This is a genomic window from Clostridium sp. ATCC 25772, assembly GCF_001573875.1.
GTDB lineage: Bacteria > Bacillota > Clostridia > Clostridiales > Clostridiaceae > Clostridium_J > Clostridium_J senegalense.
Genome location: NZ_LFRG01000025.1, coordinates 1 through 21,472 on the forward strand (window position 1 = coordinate 1; position 21,472 = coordinate 21,472).

A 21,472-nucleotide genomic window follows, 5' to 3' on the forward strand; every position below is an offset into this window, starting at 1 on the left:
CATTTGTTTATATTGCTGCTATTTTTGTTTTATCTAAATAAGTTTTAGATATTTTGTTTTCAGACACGTCCTAATTAATAACTGTCACTTTAAATTAAATTTTTAAATCAAATAAAAATAGTTGAATTTTAAAAATTCTTTACTTATACTTCAATTAACTAATATTTTATAATTTTAACTAAATAAAATAAAAAATAAATACAAAGGAGATTTATGATGTTATACAGTTTTAAAAATGATTATAGTGAAGGCGCTCATCCCAAAATTTTAAACTCTTTAATAGAGTCAAATCTTACCCAAGAAGAAGGTTATGGAAATGATACACATACCCAAAATGCCATTTATAAAATAAAAGGCTTAATAGATAATAAAAACATTGATATTCATCTAATTTCTGGTGGTACCCAAACAAACTTAATTGCAATTGGTGCTTTTTTAAAGCCTTATGAAGCATGTATATCTGCAAATACAGGACATATTGCTGTTAATGAAACTGGTGCAATTGAATATACTGGACATAAAGTTATCACAGTAGATTCAAATGATGGAAAGGTAACTCCAAATAAAATTGAAGAAATTTTAAATGCTTATGGAAATGAACATGTAGTCAAACCCAAACTTGTATATATTTCTAACCCTACAGAACTAGGTACTGTCTATACAAAAAATGAACTAAAATCACTAAGCGAATTTTGCAAATCCAATAATCTAATTTTATATGCAGATGGTGCAAGACTTGGTTGTGCACTTTGTGTTAAAGATGCAAATTTAACACTATCAGATATGTGTGATTTTACAGACTCATTTTTTATTGGGGGGACTAAAAATGGTGCCCTTCTTGGTGAAGCTTTAGTTATTAAAAATGATTTTTTAAGAGAAGATTTTAGATATCATCTAAAACAAAAAGGTGCTCTACTTGCAAAAGGAAAACTTCTTGGAATACAATTTGAGGAATTATTTAAGGATAACCTTTACTTTGAATTAGCAAATCATTCTAATATTATGGCAAATCATTTAGCTAATGGGTTAAAAGAAGCTAACTGTGAATTTTTAATTGATTCTCCAACTAATCAGATTTTTCCTATACTAGAAAATAATTTGATTGAAAAATTACAAGAAAAATTTGGCTTCTATGTATGGAAAAAAATAAATGATACTCATTCAGCTATTAGATTAGTTACATCTTGGGCTACAAAAGAAGAAGCTGTAACTGAATTTATAAATGAAGTTAAAAAATAAAAGTAACTTATTATATTTGAGTGACAATTATTAATTAATGATTGTCACTCAAATACTTTGTTTGCAATATTTAATGAGTGTCACCTTATGTAAAGTTAATTTAATTTATTTTATATATTTAATGTCTGTCACCTTAGAACACCAAAAGAAAGAACTATACTCTTAAAGCTATAGTTCTTTCTTTACACATATAAAAATATACAAGAATACCAATCTCTATTTTTTAAATGTTGAACATTCTGTTCTTGTGCTTGACAATGCAGTTTGACCATTGATTTGTATGTAATCTGCTGAACATACATTTCCTATATTATATACGCAATTTCTTGCATCACATTCTATTTTGGGATACATTTCTATAGACGTATTAGTAAATGCTTGTTTTATTTCGCCTTGAATATTCATATTAAACATATTAGCTAATGAATTTTTAAGTCCCTTTTCAGCAAATGAATCACATTGAGTAAATGCACTACTTTCAGCATTTCCCCCTCTTACTTTAATTACACTGGCACCACACAATCCATTAGCATTATATAAACAATTTTGGGCATTACAACTTAAACTTCCATTCATAAAATCACATCCTTATTTAAATTCTTTTAAATAATAGGTTTACCTATCTATATTGTGTGAACTGAGGAAAATTTTATGTATGAAAATTAAAAGTTAATATTTATTTTAATTTATAACAATAAAACTCTAATTAAACTTTAGTTTTAAAAATTTAATTAGAGTTTTATACTTTTAATCTACTTTAAATAATTCAACCTTTTCTTTCATCATTTTAGTCATATTGGATAATTTTAATGATGAACTAGCTACTTCTTCTGATGATGCATTCATTTCTTCAGCTATTGCTGCTATTTCTTGTGATGATGCTGATACTTCTTCTGATACAGACATTACACTTTGTGCTTTACCATTTATAACATCTTTCCTTTCTATAATTTTTAATGCTAAGCCTTGACTACCTTTGATTTTAGGGTTCATGTTGTCTACTGCTATTTTTATTTTTTCAAAAGTATCTACAGCCTTGTTTATGATTTCACTTTGTGATTCTACTTCTCCCTTAACAATTTCTGTGGTTTCTACCATGATTCCAGTTTCTTTAAATACCGCATTTAATAACCCCGTTATGCTACCTGCAGACATTTTGCTTTGTTCTGCAAGTTTTCTTATTTCATCTGCTACAACAGCAAATCCTTTACCACTCTCTCCTACCCTAGCTGCTTCTATGGCTGCATTTAATGCTAATAGGTTGGTTTGCTCTGCTATACTGTTTATAATATTTATGATTTCATTTATTTTATCTATATTTCCTTCAACTGACTTTACTTTTTGCACTAAATTTCCAAAGGCCTTATTCACATTTTCAGATGAAACTATAACACTATCCATATCTTCATTGCTTTCTTTAGATAAATTATAAATCCCTTTGTTTTCTTGTCCAATTTCATTTATAGCTTCCATAACTAATTCTACACTATTGTTGAATTCTTCAAGCATTGAAACCATTATGCCCATATCTTCTGTCTGATTTTGAGTACCACTAGATACATTTTGAATTGAAATTGCCACTGAATCTGTTGACGTTGCCATTTCTTCAGATATACTTGCTAAATTTTCACTGTAACTATCTATACTCTGAGCACTTTCTTTTATTGCATTTATGGTTTCTCTTATAGATATTTGCATACTCTTCATAGATTTTGCCATTATTCCTAGTTCGTCAGTTCTATTTATTAATCCTTCATTAATTTCAACAGTCATATCCCCTTTTCCAATAACATCTAAAGCTTTCGTTGCACCTTTTAAACCTTTATTTATAGACTTAACTTGAATTATTATAATTCCACTTCCTAATAGTATAAATAATATTGAAATTAATATTGAGTAATTTTGTATAGTTTTTATGCCTTTTAAAACCTCATCTTTTTTTACTTCAATACCAACAGTCCAATCTGTTCCTTCTATATCTTTATATGTTAAATAGAACTCTTTGCCCTTTGAACTATAGGCTTCTATACCTTCATTTTTTTCAATCATACTATTTAATGCAACTTTAAAGCCCTTTAAATCTGGATCCTTTTCTACCTCTTCTTTTAAGTTGAAATTTCCTACCTTTTCTATATCATTGCATCCAATAACATTTCCATTTGCATCTAAAATATATGCATTAGAAGTTTTTCCTACTTTTATATTTTTCACTGTTTCACTAAATACTTCAGCATTTCTAATAGCCACCAATACACTAGTTATTTCTCCTCTATCATTTTTTATTGGTGCTGCGTATGCATTTATAATAGCACCATTATCTTCTTTGTTTAAGCTTTTAGCTGGTGTACTTAATGTAACTTTTCCGTTTAAAGCATCTTTAAAGTATTCTCTATCATTTATATCTAATACTGTTTTACCATCACTAGCTACAAATTTTCCATTTTTATCAGAAATCCCTATTCTTATGAATCCATTTACTTCCAAGTTGTTTTGTAATGTCTTCGCTCTTTCTTCTATAGCTACTGATTCACTCCTAACATCTTTATCTAATGATAAATTTTCAACAACTTTCATATTACCATTTATATTTTCATGTATATAATTTGCGCACATAGCAGTTGTCTCTGGTAATGTTGTACTTAAAAAATCAGTTAATGCTTTTTTAGCTATAGTTATAGATACTGTTGCAAATAATATGCATATTACAATTATAATTCCAATAAAACTTACTAGTAATCTACTTCCTATACTTTTAAATTCTAATCTATGGATATATTTTTTCTTCATAAAAACCTCCTAATTTAAATTTTATTAAAATTATGTAAAAATTGTTAATTATTATTTAACTTTATTAATATCGTTCATTTAAAAATTTTCTTTATATTTTAAATTATCACGCAAAAAGTGTTTAAGAATAATTTTAAATCTTATTCTTAAACACTTTTTTATTATACTTTAAATTTTTCTACTTCACATTTCATGGTTTTAGTCATATCAGTTAAATTTAATGCTGAACTTGCAACTTCTTCTGATGATGCATTCATTTCTTCTGATATTGCAGCAATTTCTTGTGATGATGCTGCAATTTCTTGTGATATAGACATAACATTTTGTACTTTTTCATTTATACTCTCTTTACTTGTAACTATTTCTTTTACTAAGCCCTGACTATCTGTAATTTTAGGTGTTATATTATTTACAGCTTCTTTTATTTTTTCAAAGCTACCTACAGCACCATTTATAATTTCACTTTGAGATTCTATCTCTCCTTTAACAATTTCTGTAGTTTGAACCATTATTCCTGTTTCATTAAATACAGTATTTAATAATTTAGTTATACTATGTGCAGACATTTTGCTTTGTTCTGCAAGTTTTCTTATTTCATCTGCTACAACAGCAAATCCTTTTCCACTTTCTCCTACTCTTGCAGCTTCTATAGCTGCATTTAAAGCAAGTAAATTAGTTTGTTCTGATATACTATTTATAAGAGTTATAATCTCATTTATTTTATTTATATTTTCTTCAACAGACTTTACCTTATTAACTAAACTTCTAAAACCATCATTTACATTTGATACTGAAACTGTAACTTTTTGCATATCCCCATTACTTTTTTCAGATAAAGTATAAATTTCCTTATTTTCGCTTCCTATTTCATTTATAGATAACATAACCATTTCTATCCTATGATTAAAGTCTTCAAGCATTGAAAACATGCTACTCATATCTTCAGATTGATTTTGAATTCCAGTTGAAACTTCTTGAATTGAATTTGCAACTGAATCAGTTGAACTTGCCATTTCTTCAGATATACTAGCTAGATTTTCACTATAGTTATCTATATTTTCTGCATTTTCTCTTATAGATTTTATAGTAGAACTTACAGAACCCTGCATAGTTTTCATTGCTTTTCCCATTATTCCAAGCTCATCCGTTCTTTCTATTAACTTTTCATCTATATTGACAGTCATATCTCCATTTCCTATAACATTTAATGCATTAGTAGCATTTTTTAGCCCCTTATTTATAGATTTAATTTGATACATTATAAGAATGCTACCTATAACTAAACAAATTAAAGCTGCAACAAAGGAACTTACTTGTATTGTTTTAACATCCTTTAAAACTTCATTTTTTTCTATCTTAATTCCTAATGTCCAGTCAGTATCTAGAATATTGTTATAACTTAAAAAAATATCCTTACTACCATCATTGTATAATTCTATACCTTTTTCATTTTTAATCATATTGTCTAAAACTTTATCAAAACCTTTTAAGCTTTCTTCTGTTTTACAAGCTTCTTTTAAATTTACTGTTCCTATACGGGAAATGTCTTTATCACCTACAATTTCACCATCATTACTTACAATAAAAGCTTCTCCTGTTTCTCCTATTTGAATACTTTTTACAATTTCATTAAAAAAATCAGCCTTTTCAATTGCAACTAAAACATTTACAACTTGTCCATTTCGATCTTTTATTGGCGATGCGTATGCACTAACTATGGCTCCATTATCTTTTTCATTAATACTAGGACTTGGTGCACTTACAGCTACTTTTCCACCTAATGCTTCTTTAAAATATTCTCTTTTACTTATATTAGTGTTACTATCATTAAATTTAATATTTCCATTCTTATCAGCTATACCAATTCTTAAGAATCCATTTAACTTTAAAGCTGATTCTAATGTTTTTAATTTTTCATCTACTGATAATGTGCTATCTATTACTAAATCATTTGCTGATAAATTTTCAACAGCTTTTTTACTTATTTCTAATTTTTCATGTATGTATTTTGAACTCATTTCTGTAGTTTGTGGTAATGTCGAGTTCAATAACCTATTTAATGCATTTTTAGCTATAAAACTTGATATCACAGATAAAGATGTACATATAGCAAAAGTTACTAATAAAAATACTGTTAGTAACTTAGCTCCTATGCCTTTGGGCTTAAAAAAATTTTTAATTTGTTTTTTCATTACACTCACCTACTTAAATTACTTTTAGTTAGATTTTTTTTAAAACTTGTTTTACATATATGCTTTTACTCGTGTATTTTTATGAATTCTTTATTATAATTTAAATTAATATTTTATCAATAACTAACAGATTATTTTAGTTAAAAGTTAATTGTATCCCTATATTACTATACTAAAATAAAAAAACACCCGTAATGGGTGTCAATAATAAATCAGTTGCCTATTATATTCTTTTTAATTTTATCCATGTTTTTACAACTTTATTCACTATAATAACATAAATAAATTAAAATACAATATAATATTATATCAAAAAAATAATACAATAAACAGTAGATTTTATTTTTTTATATTTATTTCTATGTTAATTTTTTTTAAACGGATGAAATATATAAAATATTTTATATATTTTTCTTTAAATTTTTAGTGACTTATATTAGCTCTTCCAGAGTAAACTATTCCTACACCTTTATTTGAATGCAGTGTTATAAATGCTCCAGTCTTTATTATTTCCATGGCATCCACTGCACTATATATTATTGGAATATCTTTTGCTGTGCAATCAATAACTACACTTGAACTCATCTCATCCTCTTCAACAATTATTCCTGAAACTTTATCTATAACATCACAGTATTCTCTACCTAATCTTTTTACTACAAGAATTTCTCCTTCATCTATATTATCTACTGCTTCCTTAACATTATCTACACATAATGCTGTTCCATAAGCTGTAGTCTCTATAGTTCCTGTTCCTTGAATTAATATATCCCCAATAACATGAACTTTCATCATATTAGTACTTCCTACAAAGTTAGCTGGGATACCTGCTACCATTACAACTAAATCCCCTCTTTTTACATATCCTTTTTCTAATGAAACTTTTGCACAGTTTTCCATAAGTTCATCTGTATTATCTATTTTTTCTGCTTGTATAGCATAAACGCCCCAATTTAATGCTAAGCTTCTAGCAACTCTTTCACTTGGTGTTACTGCTATTATTGGACACTTAGGTCTATATTTAGATACTTGTTTAGTTGTATGGCCACTTTGTGTTGCAGTTATTATTGCTGATGCATTTAATTCTGCCGCTGTTGTGCAAGTAGCTAAACTTATAGCATTTGAAACATTTGGTATATGACTCTTTCTACTATAGTTCAATTTTGAATCATAATTTATATAATTTTCTGCTGTTCTTGCAATATTTGCCATTGTTTTTACAACTTCAACTGGATATTTTCCATTTGCAGTTTCTCCACTTAACATTATAGCATCTGTTCCATCGAATATAGCATTTGCAACGTCAGAAGCTTCTGCCCTTGTAGGTCTTGGATTTCTTATCATAGAATCTAACATTTGAGTTGCTGTTATTACAGGCTTGCCAGCTATATTGCATTTCTCTATTATCATCTTTTGTACTACAGGAACTTCTTCTGCTGGTATTTCAACACCTAAGTCACCTCTAGCAACCATTATTCCATCAGAAAATTTTATAATATCATCTATATTATTTACACCTTGTCTATTTTCTATTTTAGAAAATACTTGTATATGTTCAGCTCCGGCCTTAGATAGAACTTTTTTTATATCTAAAACGTCAGAAGCTTTTCTTATAAATGAAGCAGCTACTACATCAACATCATTTTCAGCTCCAAACCTTAAATCGGATATATCTTTTTCAGTTAATGCTGGTAGCTTTATTGCCACATTAGGAACATTAATACCTTTATTATCACCAATAATTCCAGTGTTTCTAACTGTTGTATATACTTTAGTTCCTTCTATTCTTTGAACCTCTAAGGCAACAAGACCATCATTGATCAATATAGTGTCTTTAGGTTCAACATCTTCATATAAATTTCCATAAGTAACAGAACATTTAGTTTCATCACCTATAATTTCTTCTTTACAATATATAACAAACTCAGTATCTTGTATTAATTCTACAGTTCCATTTTCAAATTTATGTGTTCTAATTTCTGGGCCCTTTGTATCTAATACTATAGCTATATATTTTTTCAGTTCACTTCTAGCCGCTTTTATCATATCGATTCTATTTTTATGTTCATCATGGCTACCGTGAGAAAAATTAAGTCTCGCTGCGTTCATCCCACACTTCATAAGCTCTTTTATAATTTCTTTATTGTCTGTTGTTGGTCCTATGGTGCATACTATTTTAGTTTTTTTCATATTTTTCTTGCCTCCTTAATAAATAGACTTAAACTTTTGTTTATCCTATTTCTCTCCTATTGATTTAATATTTTTTCATTAAGTTTAATAATATTTTTATCATACAGTTTATTAGTATGATAAAATTCGTGCTATATGATACAATCTTTTATCAAAGACTTTTTCCATTTCTAAAGCTTCTTTTATATCCATATCTATTATTTGACCATTTTTAGTTCCTACAGCTCTCCCACTTGCACCTTCCATTAAAAGCTCTACAGCTCTTACTCCTAATTTTGAAGCAAGTATTCTATCAAATGCACTTGGATTTCCACCTCTTTGAATATATCCAAGAACTGTTGCTCTACATTGAAGACCAGTTACATCTTCTAAATCTTTAGCTAATTTTTCTGCTCCGCCTATATTTTTTGCAACACCTTCTGCTAATATTATTAAATTGTGGAGTTTTCCTCTTCTCTTCCCTTCAAATATAGATGTACATATTTCTTCAAAACTAAATTCTACTTCTGGTATTATTACACTTTCTGCTCCACCTGCAATTCCTGCAAATAAAGATAAATCTCCACATTCTCTGCCCATAACTTCAATTATGCTAATTCTTTGGTGTGAAGTAGATGTATCTCTAATTTTATTTATACAATCTAATATTGTGTTTAATGCTGTATCAAAACCTATTGTGTAATCTGTATATGATAAATCGTTATCTATTGTTCCTGGTATTCCTATTACCGGTACACCTAACTCTGATAAAAGCTTAGCTCCTTTAAAAGAGCCATCACCACCAATTACCACAAGACCATCTATTTTAAAGATATCCATTACCTTTTTAGCACGTTCTCTTCCCTCTGGAGTTCTAAATTCTTCACTTCTAGCAGTTTTAAGTATTGTTCCACCTCTGTGAATTATATCTGATACGGAAAATCTTTGCATTTCAACAATATCGCCTTCTATAAGACCATTATATCCATTTTGTATTCCTAAAACTCTTAAGTTATTATCTGTACCCATTCTTACTACTGCTCTTATTGCTGCATTCATAGCTGGAGCATCTCCACCACTTGTTAAAACACCTATAGTTTTCATTAATAACGCCTCCTTTGCTTCTTAATTTTTATTATTAATTATATATTGTTAAATTTAAAAATTATTTATATAAATTTTTTAGCATTGTAATAATTAAATTAAAATTTTGACAAATTAAATTATGTGCCTCTTAGAATAATATAACATTTTATTGTTAATTAAACTTAAAGAAATCTTTTTAAGTCTTCATATTAACAAATTAATTTTTCTCTTATTAATTTGACCAAAAATATAAATTTTAAAACAAAAATTTCCATAACTTTATACTTTAAATTTTAAGCAAATTAAAAGATTTAATCAATAACTTTTAAAATTTTTGTTTATTAATTTGTATGTATTTATATTCTCCAACATAAAAAATATAAATACATCTTAGCATTGTTGTTCTATATATTATTATAAAGCAATTTATAGAGATTTATTAGATTATATTTTGAATAAGATATTAATCTTTAAATATACTATTATACAGTATTTTCTAATTTATTTAAGTATATCTTACCCAATTCTTTTGCTTTCTTGCTGATATACGCTCTTTCTTTTGCTATATCAATAACAACTAACCTTACCTCTGTTATACCACAAAGATAAAAACAATGGATTTTTTCACATTTGAATTTCTTTATAGCTTGTACAGTATTTTGAAAAAGGGGTTTCTTACAAAGCAATATTAATGTGATATTACTTTTTTTATGTTCTATGTGTGGTTTTACAATCTCTTTTATTAGGTTTTTACTATGTTGCAACAATTCATTTATTATTTTTTCGTCTAAATTATCAACTTTTCTAACAAGACAATATTCATTCACCTCAAATTTATCAATTATATCATTTTTAGTTATCAAAGTTCTTCCTTCAATGTTTTTATAATGTGCATATAAATCATACCTTTTTTTACAAATTATTTTATTTTTTATAACTTGAAAATTTTTTTCATACATTTGTTCTAACTTTTCTATATAAGTTATTGCATCCATATTAAAACTCTCCTATCAAATTAATTACAATATAAAATTTGAAAGAAACTAGCTATTTATGTTATTAACTGCTAGTTTCTTTATATAATAAATTTAAAATTAGTTTGTTTTTTAATTAGTTTTTATATTGTTTTTCAATTTTTTTAATTGTCTATATGACTCTATCAATAACATTATTGCTACTATTAACAATAATGCCCCTAATATTCCTAAGATTATGCTACCACCTGTAAACAGGTTCTGATATATTAATATTAAAAGTGCTGATACTGTTACTATAAACATAAATATCATAGGTATTATTACCATAGTATAATTTTTTCCAACCTTCATAAGCCATGTACTTAGTGCTAATAATGCTAACGCTGCTAAAAGTTGGTTTGCAGATCCAAATATAGGCCAAATTTTAGTATATCCATACAATGTTAACAATCCTGATGCTGCTACCGTTACTATAGTAGCAAACCATTTATTACAACAAACTTTTTTTATTTTTTCATCAGAATCTGAAAAAGTTTCTTGGAAAATATATCTTCCTATTCTTGTTGCCGAGTCTAAACTAGTTAGTGCAAAGGATGCAAATGTTAGCATAATAAAAACTTTTCCTACTTTTACTGGCACTCCAAAGCTACCCATAAAATTTGCAATACCACTAGCAAATACAGCTGCTGGTGCACCCTCTACACCTTTAAATGATGCTACAGCTATTAATGCTATAACTGCAACTATTCCCTCTATAAGCATTGCACCATAACCTATAAGTTTTGCATCTCCCTCTTTATTTATTTGTTTTGAAGATGTTCCAGAACCTATAAGAGAGTGAAAACCAGAAACTGCACCACAAGCTACAGTTACAAATAAAAATGGAAATAATGTTTCACCTTTTGCAGTTGTAAACCCTGCAAAGCTTGCAATTTCTAAAGTAGGATTACTTACAAATATACCTATTGTCCCTAAAATTAGCATTGAATATAGTAAAAATGAACATAAATAATCTCTTGGCTGAAGCAATATCCAAACTGGTAAAATTGATGCTACTGCTATATATATTATAAGTACTACCATCCATGCTCCTTTAGATAATTTAATTATTGGGAATAAGTATCCAATCCATACACATAGAAATAACAAAACAACTCCAACTACCGTTGATATACCTACACCTTTACCCTTTTTATTAACAAAAAATCCAAAACCTACCGCTAATATAATAAAAAGCATTGATGCTGTTCCTGCCTGTGCACCAGCTAAATTTTCTGGGTCATAGGCAAATGAGCTTGCACATATATCAGTAAATGCTGCAACAACTAAAATTAGTGTAGACCATGCAAAAATATTAAATAGTAATTTTCCCTTTTCTCCTAAAGTAGTTTTTATTATCTCTCCTATACTTTTTCCATCATGCCTTATTGATGCAAAAAGTGAACCAAAATCATGTACTCCTCCAACAAACACACTACCTACTAGTATCCATAAATACACTGGTAGCCATCCAAATACTGAAGCGACAATTGGTCCTGTTATAGGCCCTGCCCCTGCTATAGATGAAAAATGATGACCTAACAGAACTCTTGCATCAGCAGGCACATAATCCACATTATCAAACTTAGTATGTGCAGGTGTCTTTCTATTAAGGTCTATACCCCACTTTTTAGCAAGCCAACTTCCATAGGTTAAATAAGCGACAATAAATATCACTATAGCTCCTAAAAGCAAAACTATAGCATTCATAAAAAAGCCTCCTTTAATATAATATTGAACATGTAAAATAACACTTATAAAATCCCAATACAAATTTTGTAGAAATTTATATTAAAATGATTTTCTAAATGTTTTTAACACATCCTATGTATAAAATTTCAAGTTCTAATTTTTTTGTTCTTTACAATATATATATATTTATTTAATTTTCATTTATGTATAATTAAAAAAATTAAAGGGTTAAACATAAAATAAACTATATCTATTATCAAAAATATAATACCAAAATGAGAAATTTAAAAATCTAATAAAATATGCTTCTATATAATCCTTTTACATAGAGGATTTTATTATTTTAGGTATCCAAGTTTTAAAATTATCTATTCCAAAACTTGAATAACCAAAATAGTGAGACATGCTCCGAATCACCTAGAATTCAACACTACATTTTGTATAAAAATATTTTAGGTTATTGAATAAATTTTTGTTATCAGTTAAGAAAAAATATAAATAAAACCTAAAGCAATCAAAACTGTTCCTAAAAAAGTGCGTTTAGTATTATTAGGAACATAGTGAGTAATAATCACCCCAACTCTTAACTGTTCACTATTAACTTTTAATTAAAATAATCTGTTAGTTATTGATAAAATATTAATTTGAATTTTCTCATTTGATAAATGAATAAGTTTAAAATTTAATTTGGAACCCTATATAAAGAAATGACTAAACTTATATATGCTATAATATTGTTAATTGTAAAATTTATTATTATATATTCATTTAATGGTAATAAAAATCTGGCACTATATCAGTAAATATTTAATAACGATAGGAGTGAGAAAATGAGTGATTTAAAGCTTCGTCTTATGACAGATTCAGAAGTAACATATTGGTACACACAAGAGTTTGAAAAGGATTTTAACTTACAAGAAAGAAAGCCTCTAGCTGATATTATAAAACTTCGAAATTCTGGTCACTATGATTTATTAGGACTATTTGATAAACACTCTAATCAAATGCTCGGGTATGCAACTATTTGGAAATCTCCAAATATAAATTTATTACTCTTAGATTATCTTGGCGTATCTTCAAGCTTACGCAATAAAGGACTAGGAAGTAAAATTCTATTAGCCCTTAAAAAATACTACAAAAATGAATATATAATAGTGGAATCAGAACTACCAGTTTCTGAAGATTCTGCTTCTGAAAATAATTTACGTAAGCGTAGAATAAACTTCTATAAAAGAAATGGATTTAAACCCTTATATGAAATGGCTACATGTGGCATGAGATGGCAGGCTTTAGTTCTTAGTGATAACATTATATCAAGTCAATCAGAAATCTCTAAGATAATGGATGATCATAAAGCTATCTATGGGAAATCACGAAATGATGTAAAGATTCCAATATATCAAGATGAAGTTCCAACTATGCCTTATTGGATGTTAAAAAAGTAATATTCAATAAATACTTTTACTTTTAATACACCATATTCTCCAACTTAAGATGTTTATATGAAAAAGTACCTATAGATGACACTATATTTTATTGTGTCTACTCTATAGGTACCATTTTTAAACTTAACCTTTTTATTAATTCTTTTTTCGATATTTTTTAATAAATTAACGGTTAAACTGAAGCAATATTAAATACTTTTTAAACTTATATATAAACAAATAGCTCCTAATATTGTGCCTCCTAATAATAAACTTAGTATAAAAAACTTTTTAGGTCTAGTAATCTTAGATTTTTCTCTATCACTAATAACCATATCTTTTATTAAAGAAATGATTAAATACATCATACTAAATGAAAATAATAAATTAAAAACAATAAGTACATAATCATTATTAATTTTTTTACTAATTGGCCATTGCAATATAATTATAGCCCACATTAATATATCTTTTTTATTAAAATATTTCTTATTAATTATTTCCTTCATAAAATCCCATATCCTTTAATTTATATATAGCAAAAACTATGACTAAACATATGTAATTTCTGTTTAGCCATAGTTTATAAAAGCTGTTTCTATGTTGTAAAATTTTTGAGTCATATATTGTTCTTCCAGGCATCCAAAACTTATAAACTCTAACTAAAATGTGATTTTGGAATCCTATAGTAACTATTTTTGTTCCATAACTTTTACGTTATTTTCTCCAAAAATATCTTTTAAAAGTTTTATACTATCATACTCATTCTCTAGCCAATAACCTTTGTCTAATAAGTATGATTTTCTATCGTCAGCTGTACATAAATACACTGGTGTATTCCCTTTTAAGTCTAAAAATTTTCTTTTTATTTCTTCTGTAGCTAATTTTAACTTACTTTTATCCTCTATAAGAACATATATTTTATCCTTGCTTATATTTACTAATGGGTCTATCTGTTCACACAAAATTTTATTTTGCTCATCTTCTCTTACAGCAACCCTTCCTTTAATTAATACAACCTCATCTTCATTTAACAGGTTTCTATATTTTTCAAAGGTTTTAGGGAAAACTACAACTTCTATAGCCCCATATAAATCTTCTAATGTCAAAAATGCCATCATAGTATTATTTTTAGTTATTTTTCTATTTACAATTGAAATTAATCCACCAACTATAACCCTATCATTATCACTTACTTTAGAGGTATCTTCTTCTATATCTATATTATCCTCTAAGTTTTCACCTTTAAGTAAATCTGATATATTATGACTTGTCTGCATTTTCAAAGATTTTTCGTAATCATCTAATGGATGACCAGATAAATATATTCCTGTCATTTCTTTTTCCATAGCTAAAATTGCTCTTTTATTAAACTCTTTTATATCTGGGAAATCTACTTCTGAGTTTGCCTCATCATCTAATATATCAGTAAATAAGCTTATTTGTCCTTTTACATTTCTCTTTCTTTCGTTATTTACCCCCTCTAAAACTCTTTCATATACTGCTGAAAGTTTAGAACGATAAATTCCTAAAGAATCAAATGCACCAGACTTTATAAGGCTTTCCACGGCTCTTTTATTTACAATAGATGTATCTATCTTATTGCAAAAATCCATAAATCCTGTAAATTCCCCTTTTTCTTCCCTATCTTTAACAATAGATTCTATAACATTTTCACCAACATTTTTTATTGCTGAAAGTCCAAACCTTATGCTGTTTTCATTTACCGTAAAATCAGAATAACTTTCATTTATGTCCGGTGGAAATACTTCTATACCTAATTGATTAGCAAATCTAATATAATATGCTACCTTTTCATTAATTCCCTTCACAGAGTTTAACATTGCTGCAATAAATTCTGCTGGATAATATCTCATTAAATAGGCTGTTTGGTATCCTATTACAGCGTAACAAGCAGCATGGCTTTTATTGAAAGCATAAGAGGCAAAGTCCATCATTTGATCAAATATTTTATTAGCAGCCTCTTCTGAAATACCATTTCTAATGCAACCTGGCACTTCAACATTTCCACTATCATCTACAATACCATGGATAAAGTTTTTTCTTTCCTCTTCCATTACTTTATGTTTTTTCTTCGACATGGCTCTTCTAACCATATCACTTCGTCCTAGTGAATAGCCGCCTAGTTTTCTAACTATTTCCATTACCTGTTCTTGGTAAACCATAACTCCATAGGTTACATCTAGTATGTCTTCAAGTTCCTTTGTTTCATACTGAACATTATCAGGACTTCTTTTACTTTCTATATATCTAGGTATTTCAGCCATAGGGCCTGGTCTATAAAGACTTATTCCAGCTATAATATCTTCTAGTGAGTCTGGCTTTAACTCTTTCATGAAACTCGTCATACCAGCAGACTCCAGTTGGAATACCCCTACAGTTTTGCCTTCACCTATCATCTTATAAACATTTTGATCATCTAAATCAATCTTGTCTAAATCTATATCAATTCCTCTATTTTCTTTTATAAATTTAACGCAGTCTCTCATTACAGTTAATGTTCTTAATCCAAGAAAGTCCATTTTTAAAAGTCCAAGTTCTTCTAAAGTTCCCATTGTGAATTGAGTAACTATCATTTCTTCATTCTTTTGAAGTGGCACATAGCTTACAAGAGGTTTAGATGCTATAACTACCCCAGCAGCATGAGTTGAACTATGTCTTGGAAGCCCTTCTAAATCCTTTGCTACATCTATAAGTTCTTTAACTCTTTCTTCATCATCATAGGCTTGTTTTAACTCTGGATTCATTTCTAGCGCTTTTTCTATTGTTATATTTAAAACTGTTGGAATCATTTTAGCTATTCTATCAACTTCTGCATAAGGATAGTCCATAGCTCTTCCCACATCTCTTATACAAGCTCTTGGAGCCATAGTTCCAAAAGTTATAATTTGAGATACATTGTCTTTACCATACTTTTCAACAACATAATCTATAACCTTTTGTCTTCCTTCATAACAAAAATCTGAGTCTATATCGGGCATACTAACTCTTTCAGGATTTAAAAATCTTTCAAATATAAGTCCATATTTTATAGGGTCAATTTTAGTTATATCCAATGTATATGCAACTATAGCACCTGCTGCCGAACCTCTACCAGGTCCTGTTGGTACACCATTTTCATTTGCAAATTTTATAAAATCCCAAACTATTAAGAAATAATCTACATACCCCATTTCTCTGATTATTCCAAGTTCATACTCTAATCTATCTATAAGATTTTTGGCCTGTTTATTTTTTTTCCCAATTAAATTAACTTCTTCATAGTTCAAATCTTTATCTTTTAGTCCATTAAAAGCATCATATTTTTCTATTAATCCCTCATAACATACTTTTTTTAAGTATTCATAAGCCTCAACGCCTTCTGGTAATGGGAATTTAGGCAATTTAGATTTATGAAATTCATAATCAAAATCACACATCTCTGCAATTTTAACTGTATTTTCTAAAGCTTCTGGTATATATCCAAATGTTTTTTCCATTTCTCCTGGGGACTTTAAATAGAATTCATTAGATGGATATCTCATTCTATCTTTTTCTTCCACTGTTTTTCCTGTTTGTATACAAAGTAGAACATCATGAGATTTAGCATCCTTTTTATTTATATAGTGTATATCATTTGTACAAACTAATGGTATATCACATTCTTTAGATAACTCTATAAGCATTTCATTTACTTTTAACTGGTCTTCAAGATTATGATATTGAAGTTCTAAATAAAAGTCCTCTTTAAATATGCTCTTGAATCTTAATGCCGCCTCTTTTGCCTTTTCTTTGTTATTATTAAGCAAATGTGATTGAACTTCTCCACCTAAACATGCACTTAATGCTATAATTCCTTCACTATGATTTTGTAAAAATTCATGATCTATCCTTGGTTTATAATAGAATCCTTCTATAGATGCCTTAGACACTATCTCCATTAAATTTTCATATCCACGCTCATTTTTAACAAGTAACACTAAATGGTTTGTTTTATTTTCGCTACGATTATCTTTAATAAGCATAGAGTTTGATGCTACATAAACTTCGCAACCAATTATAGGTTTTATACCTGCTCCTTTAGCTGCTTTATAAAAGTCTACACATCCATACATAACGCCATGATCTGTTATTGCTATACTTTTCATTCCTAATTCTTTAGTTTTTTCAATTAATTTATCTATTTTACCTGAACCATCTAAAAGACTATATCCTGTATGTACATGAAGATGAACAAATTTTCCTAAGTCCTCTTTATGTAAATTTTCATTCATATCCATCCTCCTCTCTTATTTTTATTTATATACTTTTAACTATTAATTACTTTTTAAGATTACCTTTTATAATTAACCTCTCACTTCCATCGTCACTACATGTTACAAGTGTTATTGTAGGAGTTGAAGTTTCCTTTAAAACATCCATATTATTAGGCTTTACAATTTCACTACCACTTACCTCGTAAGTATAGTTTGAATCATATGTAGTAAATTCTATTATATCACCTTTTTTTAGTTGATCTAATTTTAAAAAGAACTCTCCTGTAGAATAATTTCTATGTCCAGCTAATGCAAAATTTCCATTTTCACCTGCCATTGCAGTATTCAAAAAATGGCCTACAGCATAATCTATTGTATCTTCCTCTGTTCCTTCTTTAACTGCTACCTTTAATCCAATATTAGGTATTTCAAGAATTCCAAGAACAGTTGTATCCTTTATTTGCCCTTCTTTTACACTTTTTTCAAAACTTTGAATATACTTATCTTGTGCTTTTTTAGTTTTAAACTTATTACTAGTTCCCATAGCTATCATGGCAATACCTGAAATTAATAAAATTCCAGCTAACCCATTTATCAATATCTTTTTTACACTCAAAACCTATTCTCCTCCTAAAATAATTACTTTTTATATTATACACCATATGTGATTTAATTTTTATATTCCAAATTATACTATTTGTGTCAAAAGAATTAATTTTTATTTAGCTTTTTAAATTCATAACTCTATTTTAAACATATATTTCAAATTTTTCATAAAACATCTAAATACTATTTTAATTATTTCCATAATTATATATTTTAGAATAAAATATATAAAACTACTAAATAAAAAAATAAATTTAACTTTATTTTACTATAAATAAAATTAAATTTAAAACCTTTCTACATACTTATTTAAAACTTTTCAAATAAAAAAATATAAAATAAATAGTTATTTTATATTTTTCATCCTTAATAAAATTTCACTGCATTTTTATAATATTTTATTCCAAAATATCCTATGAATATATATATGCTATAACAACATATAAGACTGCATAAAGAAGGTATAAATATACTTCTACCCATTAATTTTTCTACTATTAAGTTTACAAAAATATTATCTAATGTTGCAATTATTAAGGGCACTATAAATATGGTTTTTATTTTTTTATTTATAATTTTATTTATTGAGTCATTTGATACGCCCAAATTTTTCAATGCAAAATATTTTTCCTTTTCACTATATACACTATTTATTTGCCTTAATAAAATAGTTCCGCCATTACATATAATTAAAATTAAAAACATAAATCCACCTAAAAAAAGTATTGGTCCGTAAGTGTTTAAATCCATTTTATAACGTCCAACATATGAATTAAAATCTAAATTTTTAGCCTTTAATTCATTATATATAGCTAAACTATTATTCTCATTTTTCACATCTATAAGCCTATATACATTTGTTTTACCTAAAGATTTAATTTTATTATAAATTTCATCTTTAACTACAACTAAATCCATACCTACTCTTTTATTTATTAATCCTTCATTATATTGTTTTTTTATTTTTAATTTAGTATTATCTTTACTGCTCTGTAAATAAGTTCCCTCTATAAAATTATGAAGCCCTACTCCTGCTGACTGTTTAAATATAATACATTCGTCACTTTTAAATTCTACTATATTAATATTTTTAACTTTCGAGATATATCTATAGTCACTTTCGCTAATAAAATCCATATAACTTTCAACAATTCCACTTTTACTACCTAATTCCTGATTTAAATAGTATTTATTATCAAATCTTATTGTTTTTATTGTTTTATCTAATACAATCTTATTATTTTCATATTTTGTAAAGATATCATCTAAATCATTTTTATATGTATCATCCTTTATAATCACAAAACTAAATTTATAATCTTTTTTAGAATTTTTTACTGTATCATAATATATGGAAGATGTAATACTCAAAATAGTTACTGCACAAGCTATTACTACAGTGTTAATAGTTAAGATTTTAGCATTACTACTCAATTTATTACTTATATCAGATATAAATATTAAATTTTCTCCTCTATAATATAATTTTTTAGACTTTTTCAAAACACTTACTAGGATAACTATGGTACTAAAAAAGAAAAAATAAGTACCTGTTACATTCATAATTAGCACTAAAAAGCAAAAATTTAATGAAGAGCCCATTAATGAAGTAAGTGCTAAAACATATGATGTAATTATTAGTATTACTCCTAAAGTACATTTAAAAATAGATTGATTTTTACACATAACTTTTTCTTTTTTATTTTTCAATAATTCTATCAATTCACATGTTGTTATAAGTTTATAACTTTTAATTTCCGAAATTATAAAAAATATGCTTATAATTATTAATGTAATTATTAACTCTTTAAAGTTTATATTTATTGAAGCATATTGCTTATTTTTACATAAAGTAAAAATAATCATTAACATTAATTTTGATAATATGGTTGCTAAAAATATTCCTAAAATTAAAGCTATAAACAATACTATTAATTTTTTTATTAAAAAGAAAAAATAAACCCTCTTCTTTCTAACACCAAGTATTCTATATACACCTATTTGTTTTTTTATTCTGTTTACTAAATTAACATTACTTACTCCTAAAAGAATACCAAAAATAATTGTAAAAATTATAATTGAATAAATAATTAATATAATAAAAAAAATACCTATTTCTTTAGAAAAATTTTTATCACCTATAATAATTAATGTACATATAGCAAAAACATAACAAATTAATATAAAAAAATATTCTTTAAAACTTGCAAAATCTTTCTTGAAATTTTTAAGAAAGACTTTAACAAATTTCATTTTTTATTCCTCCAAGCATCGCAATCATATCTGTTATTTTAAAATAGAACTCTTCTTTACTTTCACCTTTTACTATTTCAGTAAATATTCTTCCATCTTTTATAAATAAAATTTTATCTGCATAACTAGCTGCCAGTGGATCATGTGTAACCATAATTATTGTTATCTTATATTCCTTGTTTAAATTTTGTAAATTACTTAAAAATATTTTACAACTATTAGAATCAAGTGATCCTGTTGGTTCATCTGCTAAAATTAATGATGGATTTGTTATAATTGCTCTACAAGCCTCAGCTCTTTGTTTTTGACCACCTGAAATTTCATAAGGATAATTACTTAACACATCATAAATGCCTAATTTTTTAGTTAAATCTTCAACCTTCCTTTCCATTACTTCTACTTTCTCATTTTTAAAAGTTAATGGTAATATTATATTTTCTTTTATGGTTAAAGAATCTAAAAGGCTTGTCTCTTGAAATATAAATCCTAACTCCTCTTGTCTAAGTTTTGATATTTCCTTATCATTAAGTTTATTTATGTTTATATTATTTAAAAGAACACTTCCATCTGTAATACTATCCACACTAGAAATTATATTTAGTAATGTAGTTTTTCCTGACCCTGAAGGTCCCATTATACCTATAAATTCTCCCTTATTAACAGTAAAACTTATGTTTTTAAGTGCTTTAAATTTATTATTTCCAAATCCATAAATCTTACTAACATTATCTACCACAAGTATGTTATCCATA

Annotated in this window: 14 protein-coding genes; 2 read left to right on the plus strand and 12 right to left on the minus strand. The window is 27.0% G+C overall.

Annotated features, from left to right (window positions below):
- The first annotated feature begins 216 nt into the window (after nt 1-216).
- Nucleotides 217-1,239 (plus strand): aminotransferase class I/II-fold pyridoxal phosphate-dependent enzyme, encoded by a 1,023-nt coding sequence (locus tag AZI32_RS10465; RefSeq protein ID WP_061995787.1) that lies wholly within the window; start codon nt 217-219, stop codon nt 1,237-1,239.
- 216 nt (nt 1,240-1,455) lie between these two features.
- On the opposite strand, the gene AZI32_RS10470 is transcribed toward AZI32_RS10465, so the two are convergent.
- From AZI32_RS10470 to AZI32_RS10500, 7 genes are all read right to left on the minus strand, one after another.
- A complete protein-coding gene (locus AZI32_RS10470) occupies nt 1,456-1,815 on the minus strand; it encodes a DUF1540 domain-containing protein (protein ID WP_061995788.1) in 360 nt (119 codons plus the stop codon).
- A 171-nt stretch (nt 1,816-1,986) separates the two neighbouring features.
- The gene (locus AZI32_RS10475) at nt 1,987-4,026 is read right to left on the minus strand and encodes a methyl-accepting chemotaxis protein (protein WP_061995789.1); all 2,040 of its coding nucleotides are present in this window, start codon (nt 4,024-4,026) and stop codon (nt 1,987-1,989) included.
- A 161-nt stretch (nt 4,027-4,187) separates the two neighbouring features.
- On the minus strand, nt 4,188-6,218 hold the full coding sequence (locus AZI32_RS10480) for a methyl-accepting chemotaxis protein (protein WP_061995790.1): 2,031 nt from the start codon (nt 6,216-6,218) through the stop codon (nt 4,188-4,190).
- Between the two features lie 423 nt (nt 6,219-6,641).
- Complete coding sequence (pyk, locus tag AZI32_RS10485; protein WP_061995791.1) at nt 6,642-8,408, minus strand: pyruvate kinase; 1,767 nt, start codon at nt 8,406-8,408, stop codon at nt 6,642-6,644.
- Nucleotides 8,409-8,519: 111 nt separating this feature from the next.
- Complete coding sequence (gene pfkA / locus AZI32_RS10490; protein ID WP_061995792.1) at nt 8,520-9,491, minus strand: 6-phosphofructokinase; 972 nt, start codon at nt 9,489-9,491, stop codon at nt 8,520-8,522.
- 464 nt (nt 9,492-9,955) lie between these two features.
- On the minus strand, nt 9,956-10,468 hold the full coding sequence (locus AZI32_RS10495; protein WP_061995793.1) for a hypothetical protein: 513 nt from the start codon (nt 10,466-10,468) through the stop codon (nt 9,956-9,958).
- 111 nt (nt 10,469-10,579) lie between these two features.
- Nucleotides 10,580-12,199 carry a carbon starvation protein A gene (locus AZI32_RS10500; protein ID WP_061995794.1) on the minus strand — a complete coding sequence of 540 codons (1,620 nt, stop codon included), beginning with the start codon at nt 12,197-12,199 and terminating at the stop codon, nt 10,580-10,582.
- An 812-nt stretch (nt 12,200-13,011) separates the two neighbouring features.
- Here AZI32_RS10500 and AZI32_RS10505 point away from each other — a divergent pair.
- On the plus strand, nt 13,012-13,626 hold the full coding sequence (locus AZI32_RS10505; protein ID WP_061995795.1) for a GNAT family N-acetyltransferase: 615 nt from the start codon (nt 13,012-13,014) through the stop codon (nt 13,624-13,626).
- Between the two features lie 188 nt (nt 13,627-13,814).
- Here AZI32_RS10505 and AZI32_RS10510 read toward each other — a convergent pair whose 3' ends face one another.
- From AZI32_RS10510 to AZI32_RS10530, 5 genes are all read right to left on the minus strand, one after another.
- A complete protein-coding gene (locus tag AZI32_RS10510; RefSeq protein ID WP_061995796.1) occupies nt 13,815-14,114 on the minus strand; it encodes a hypothetical protein in 300 nt (99 codons plus the stop codon).
- A gap of 183 nt (nt 14,115-14,297) precedes the next feature.
- Entirely contained in the window at nt 14,298-17,879 is a 3,582-nt protein-coding gene (locus AZI32_RS10515; protein ID WP_061995797.1) for a DNA polymerase III subunit alpha, read from the minus strand.
- Between the two features lie 46 nt (nt 17,880-17,925).
- Complete coding sequence (locus tag AZI32_RS10520) at nt 17,926-18,477, minus strand: class D sortase (RefSeq protein WP_061995798.1); 552 nt, start codon at nt 18,475-18,477, stop codon at nt 17,926-17,928.
- Nucleotides 18,478-18,833: 356 nt separating this feature from the next.
- Nucleotides 18,834-20,720, minus strand: coding sequence for an FtsX-like permease family protein (locus AZI32_RS10525; RefSeq protein ID WP_061995799.1), 1,887 nt, complete (start codon nt 20,718-20,720; stop codon nt 18,834-18,836).
- Nucleotides 20,707-21,471 carry an ABC transporter ATP-binding protein gene (locus tag AZI32_RS10530; protein WP_061995800.1) on the minus strand — a complete coding sequence of 255 codons (765 nt, stop codon included), beginning with the start codon at nt 21,469-21,471 and terminating at the stop codon, nt 20,707-20,709. The genes AZI32_RS10525 and AZI32_RS10530 overlap by 14 nt, the downstream gene beginning before the upstream one ends.
- Nucleotide 21,472: the final 1 nt, after the last annotated feature.

Excerpts from the sequence above, each read along its gene's own strand:
- AZI32_RS10470 (WP_061995788.1), bottom strand. The coding sequence starts at position 1,815 with ATGAATGGAAGTTTAAGTTGTAATGCCCAAAATTGTTTATATAATGCT.
- AZI32_RS10465 (WP_061995787.1), top strand. The coding sequence starts at position 217 with ATGTTATACAGTTTTAAAAATGATTATAGTGAAGGCGCTCATCCCAAA.
- AZI32_RS10500 (WP_061995794.1), bottom strand. The coding sequence starts at position 12,199 with ATGAATGCTATAGTTTTGCTTTTAGGAGCTATAGTGATATTTATTGTC.
- AZI32_RS10510 (WP_061995796.1), bottom strand. The coding sequence starts at position 14,114 with ATGAAGGAAATAATTAATAAGAAATATTTTAATAAAAAAGATATATTA.
- AZI32_RS10530 (WP_061995800.1), bottom strand. The coding sequence starts at position 21,471 with ATGGATAACATACTTGTGGTAGATAATGTTAGTAAGATTTATGGATTT.
- pfkA (WP_061995792.1), bottom strand. The coding sequence starts at position 9,491 with ATGAAAACTATAGGTGTTTTAACAAGTGGTGGAGATGCTCCAGCTATG.
- AZI32_RS10475 (WP_061995789.1), bottom strand. The coding sequence starts at position 4,026 with ATGAAGAAAAAATATATCCATAGATTAGAATTTAAAAGTATAGGAAGT.
- AZI32_RS10515 (WP_061995797.1), bottom strand. The coding sequence starts at position 17,879 with ATGAATGAAAATTTACATAAAGAGGACTTAGGAAAATTTGTTCATCTT.
- pyk (WP_061995791.1), bottom strand. The coding sequence starts at position 8,408 with ATGAAAAAAACTAAAATAGTATGCACCATAGGACCAACAACAGACAAT.
- AZI32_RS10525 (WP_061995799.1), bottom strand. The coding sequence starts at position 20,720 with ATGAAATTTGTTAAAGTCTTTCTTAAAAATTTCAAGAAAGATTTTGCA.
- AZI32_RS10495 (WP_061995793.1), bottom strand. The coding sequence starts at position 10,468 with ATGGATGCAATAACTTATATAGAAAAGTTAGAACAAATGTATGAAAAA.
- AZI32_RS10480 (WP_061995790.1), bottom strand. The coding sequence starts at position 6,218 with ATGAAAAAACAAATTAAAAATTTTTTTAAGCCCAAAGGCATAGGAGCT.
- AZI32_RS10505 (WP_061995795.1), top strand. The coding sequence starts at position 13,012 with ATGAGTGATTTAAAGCTTCGTCTTATGACAGATTCAGAAGTAACATAT.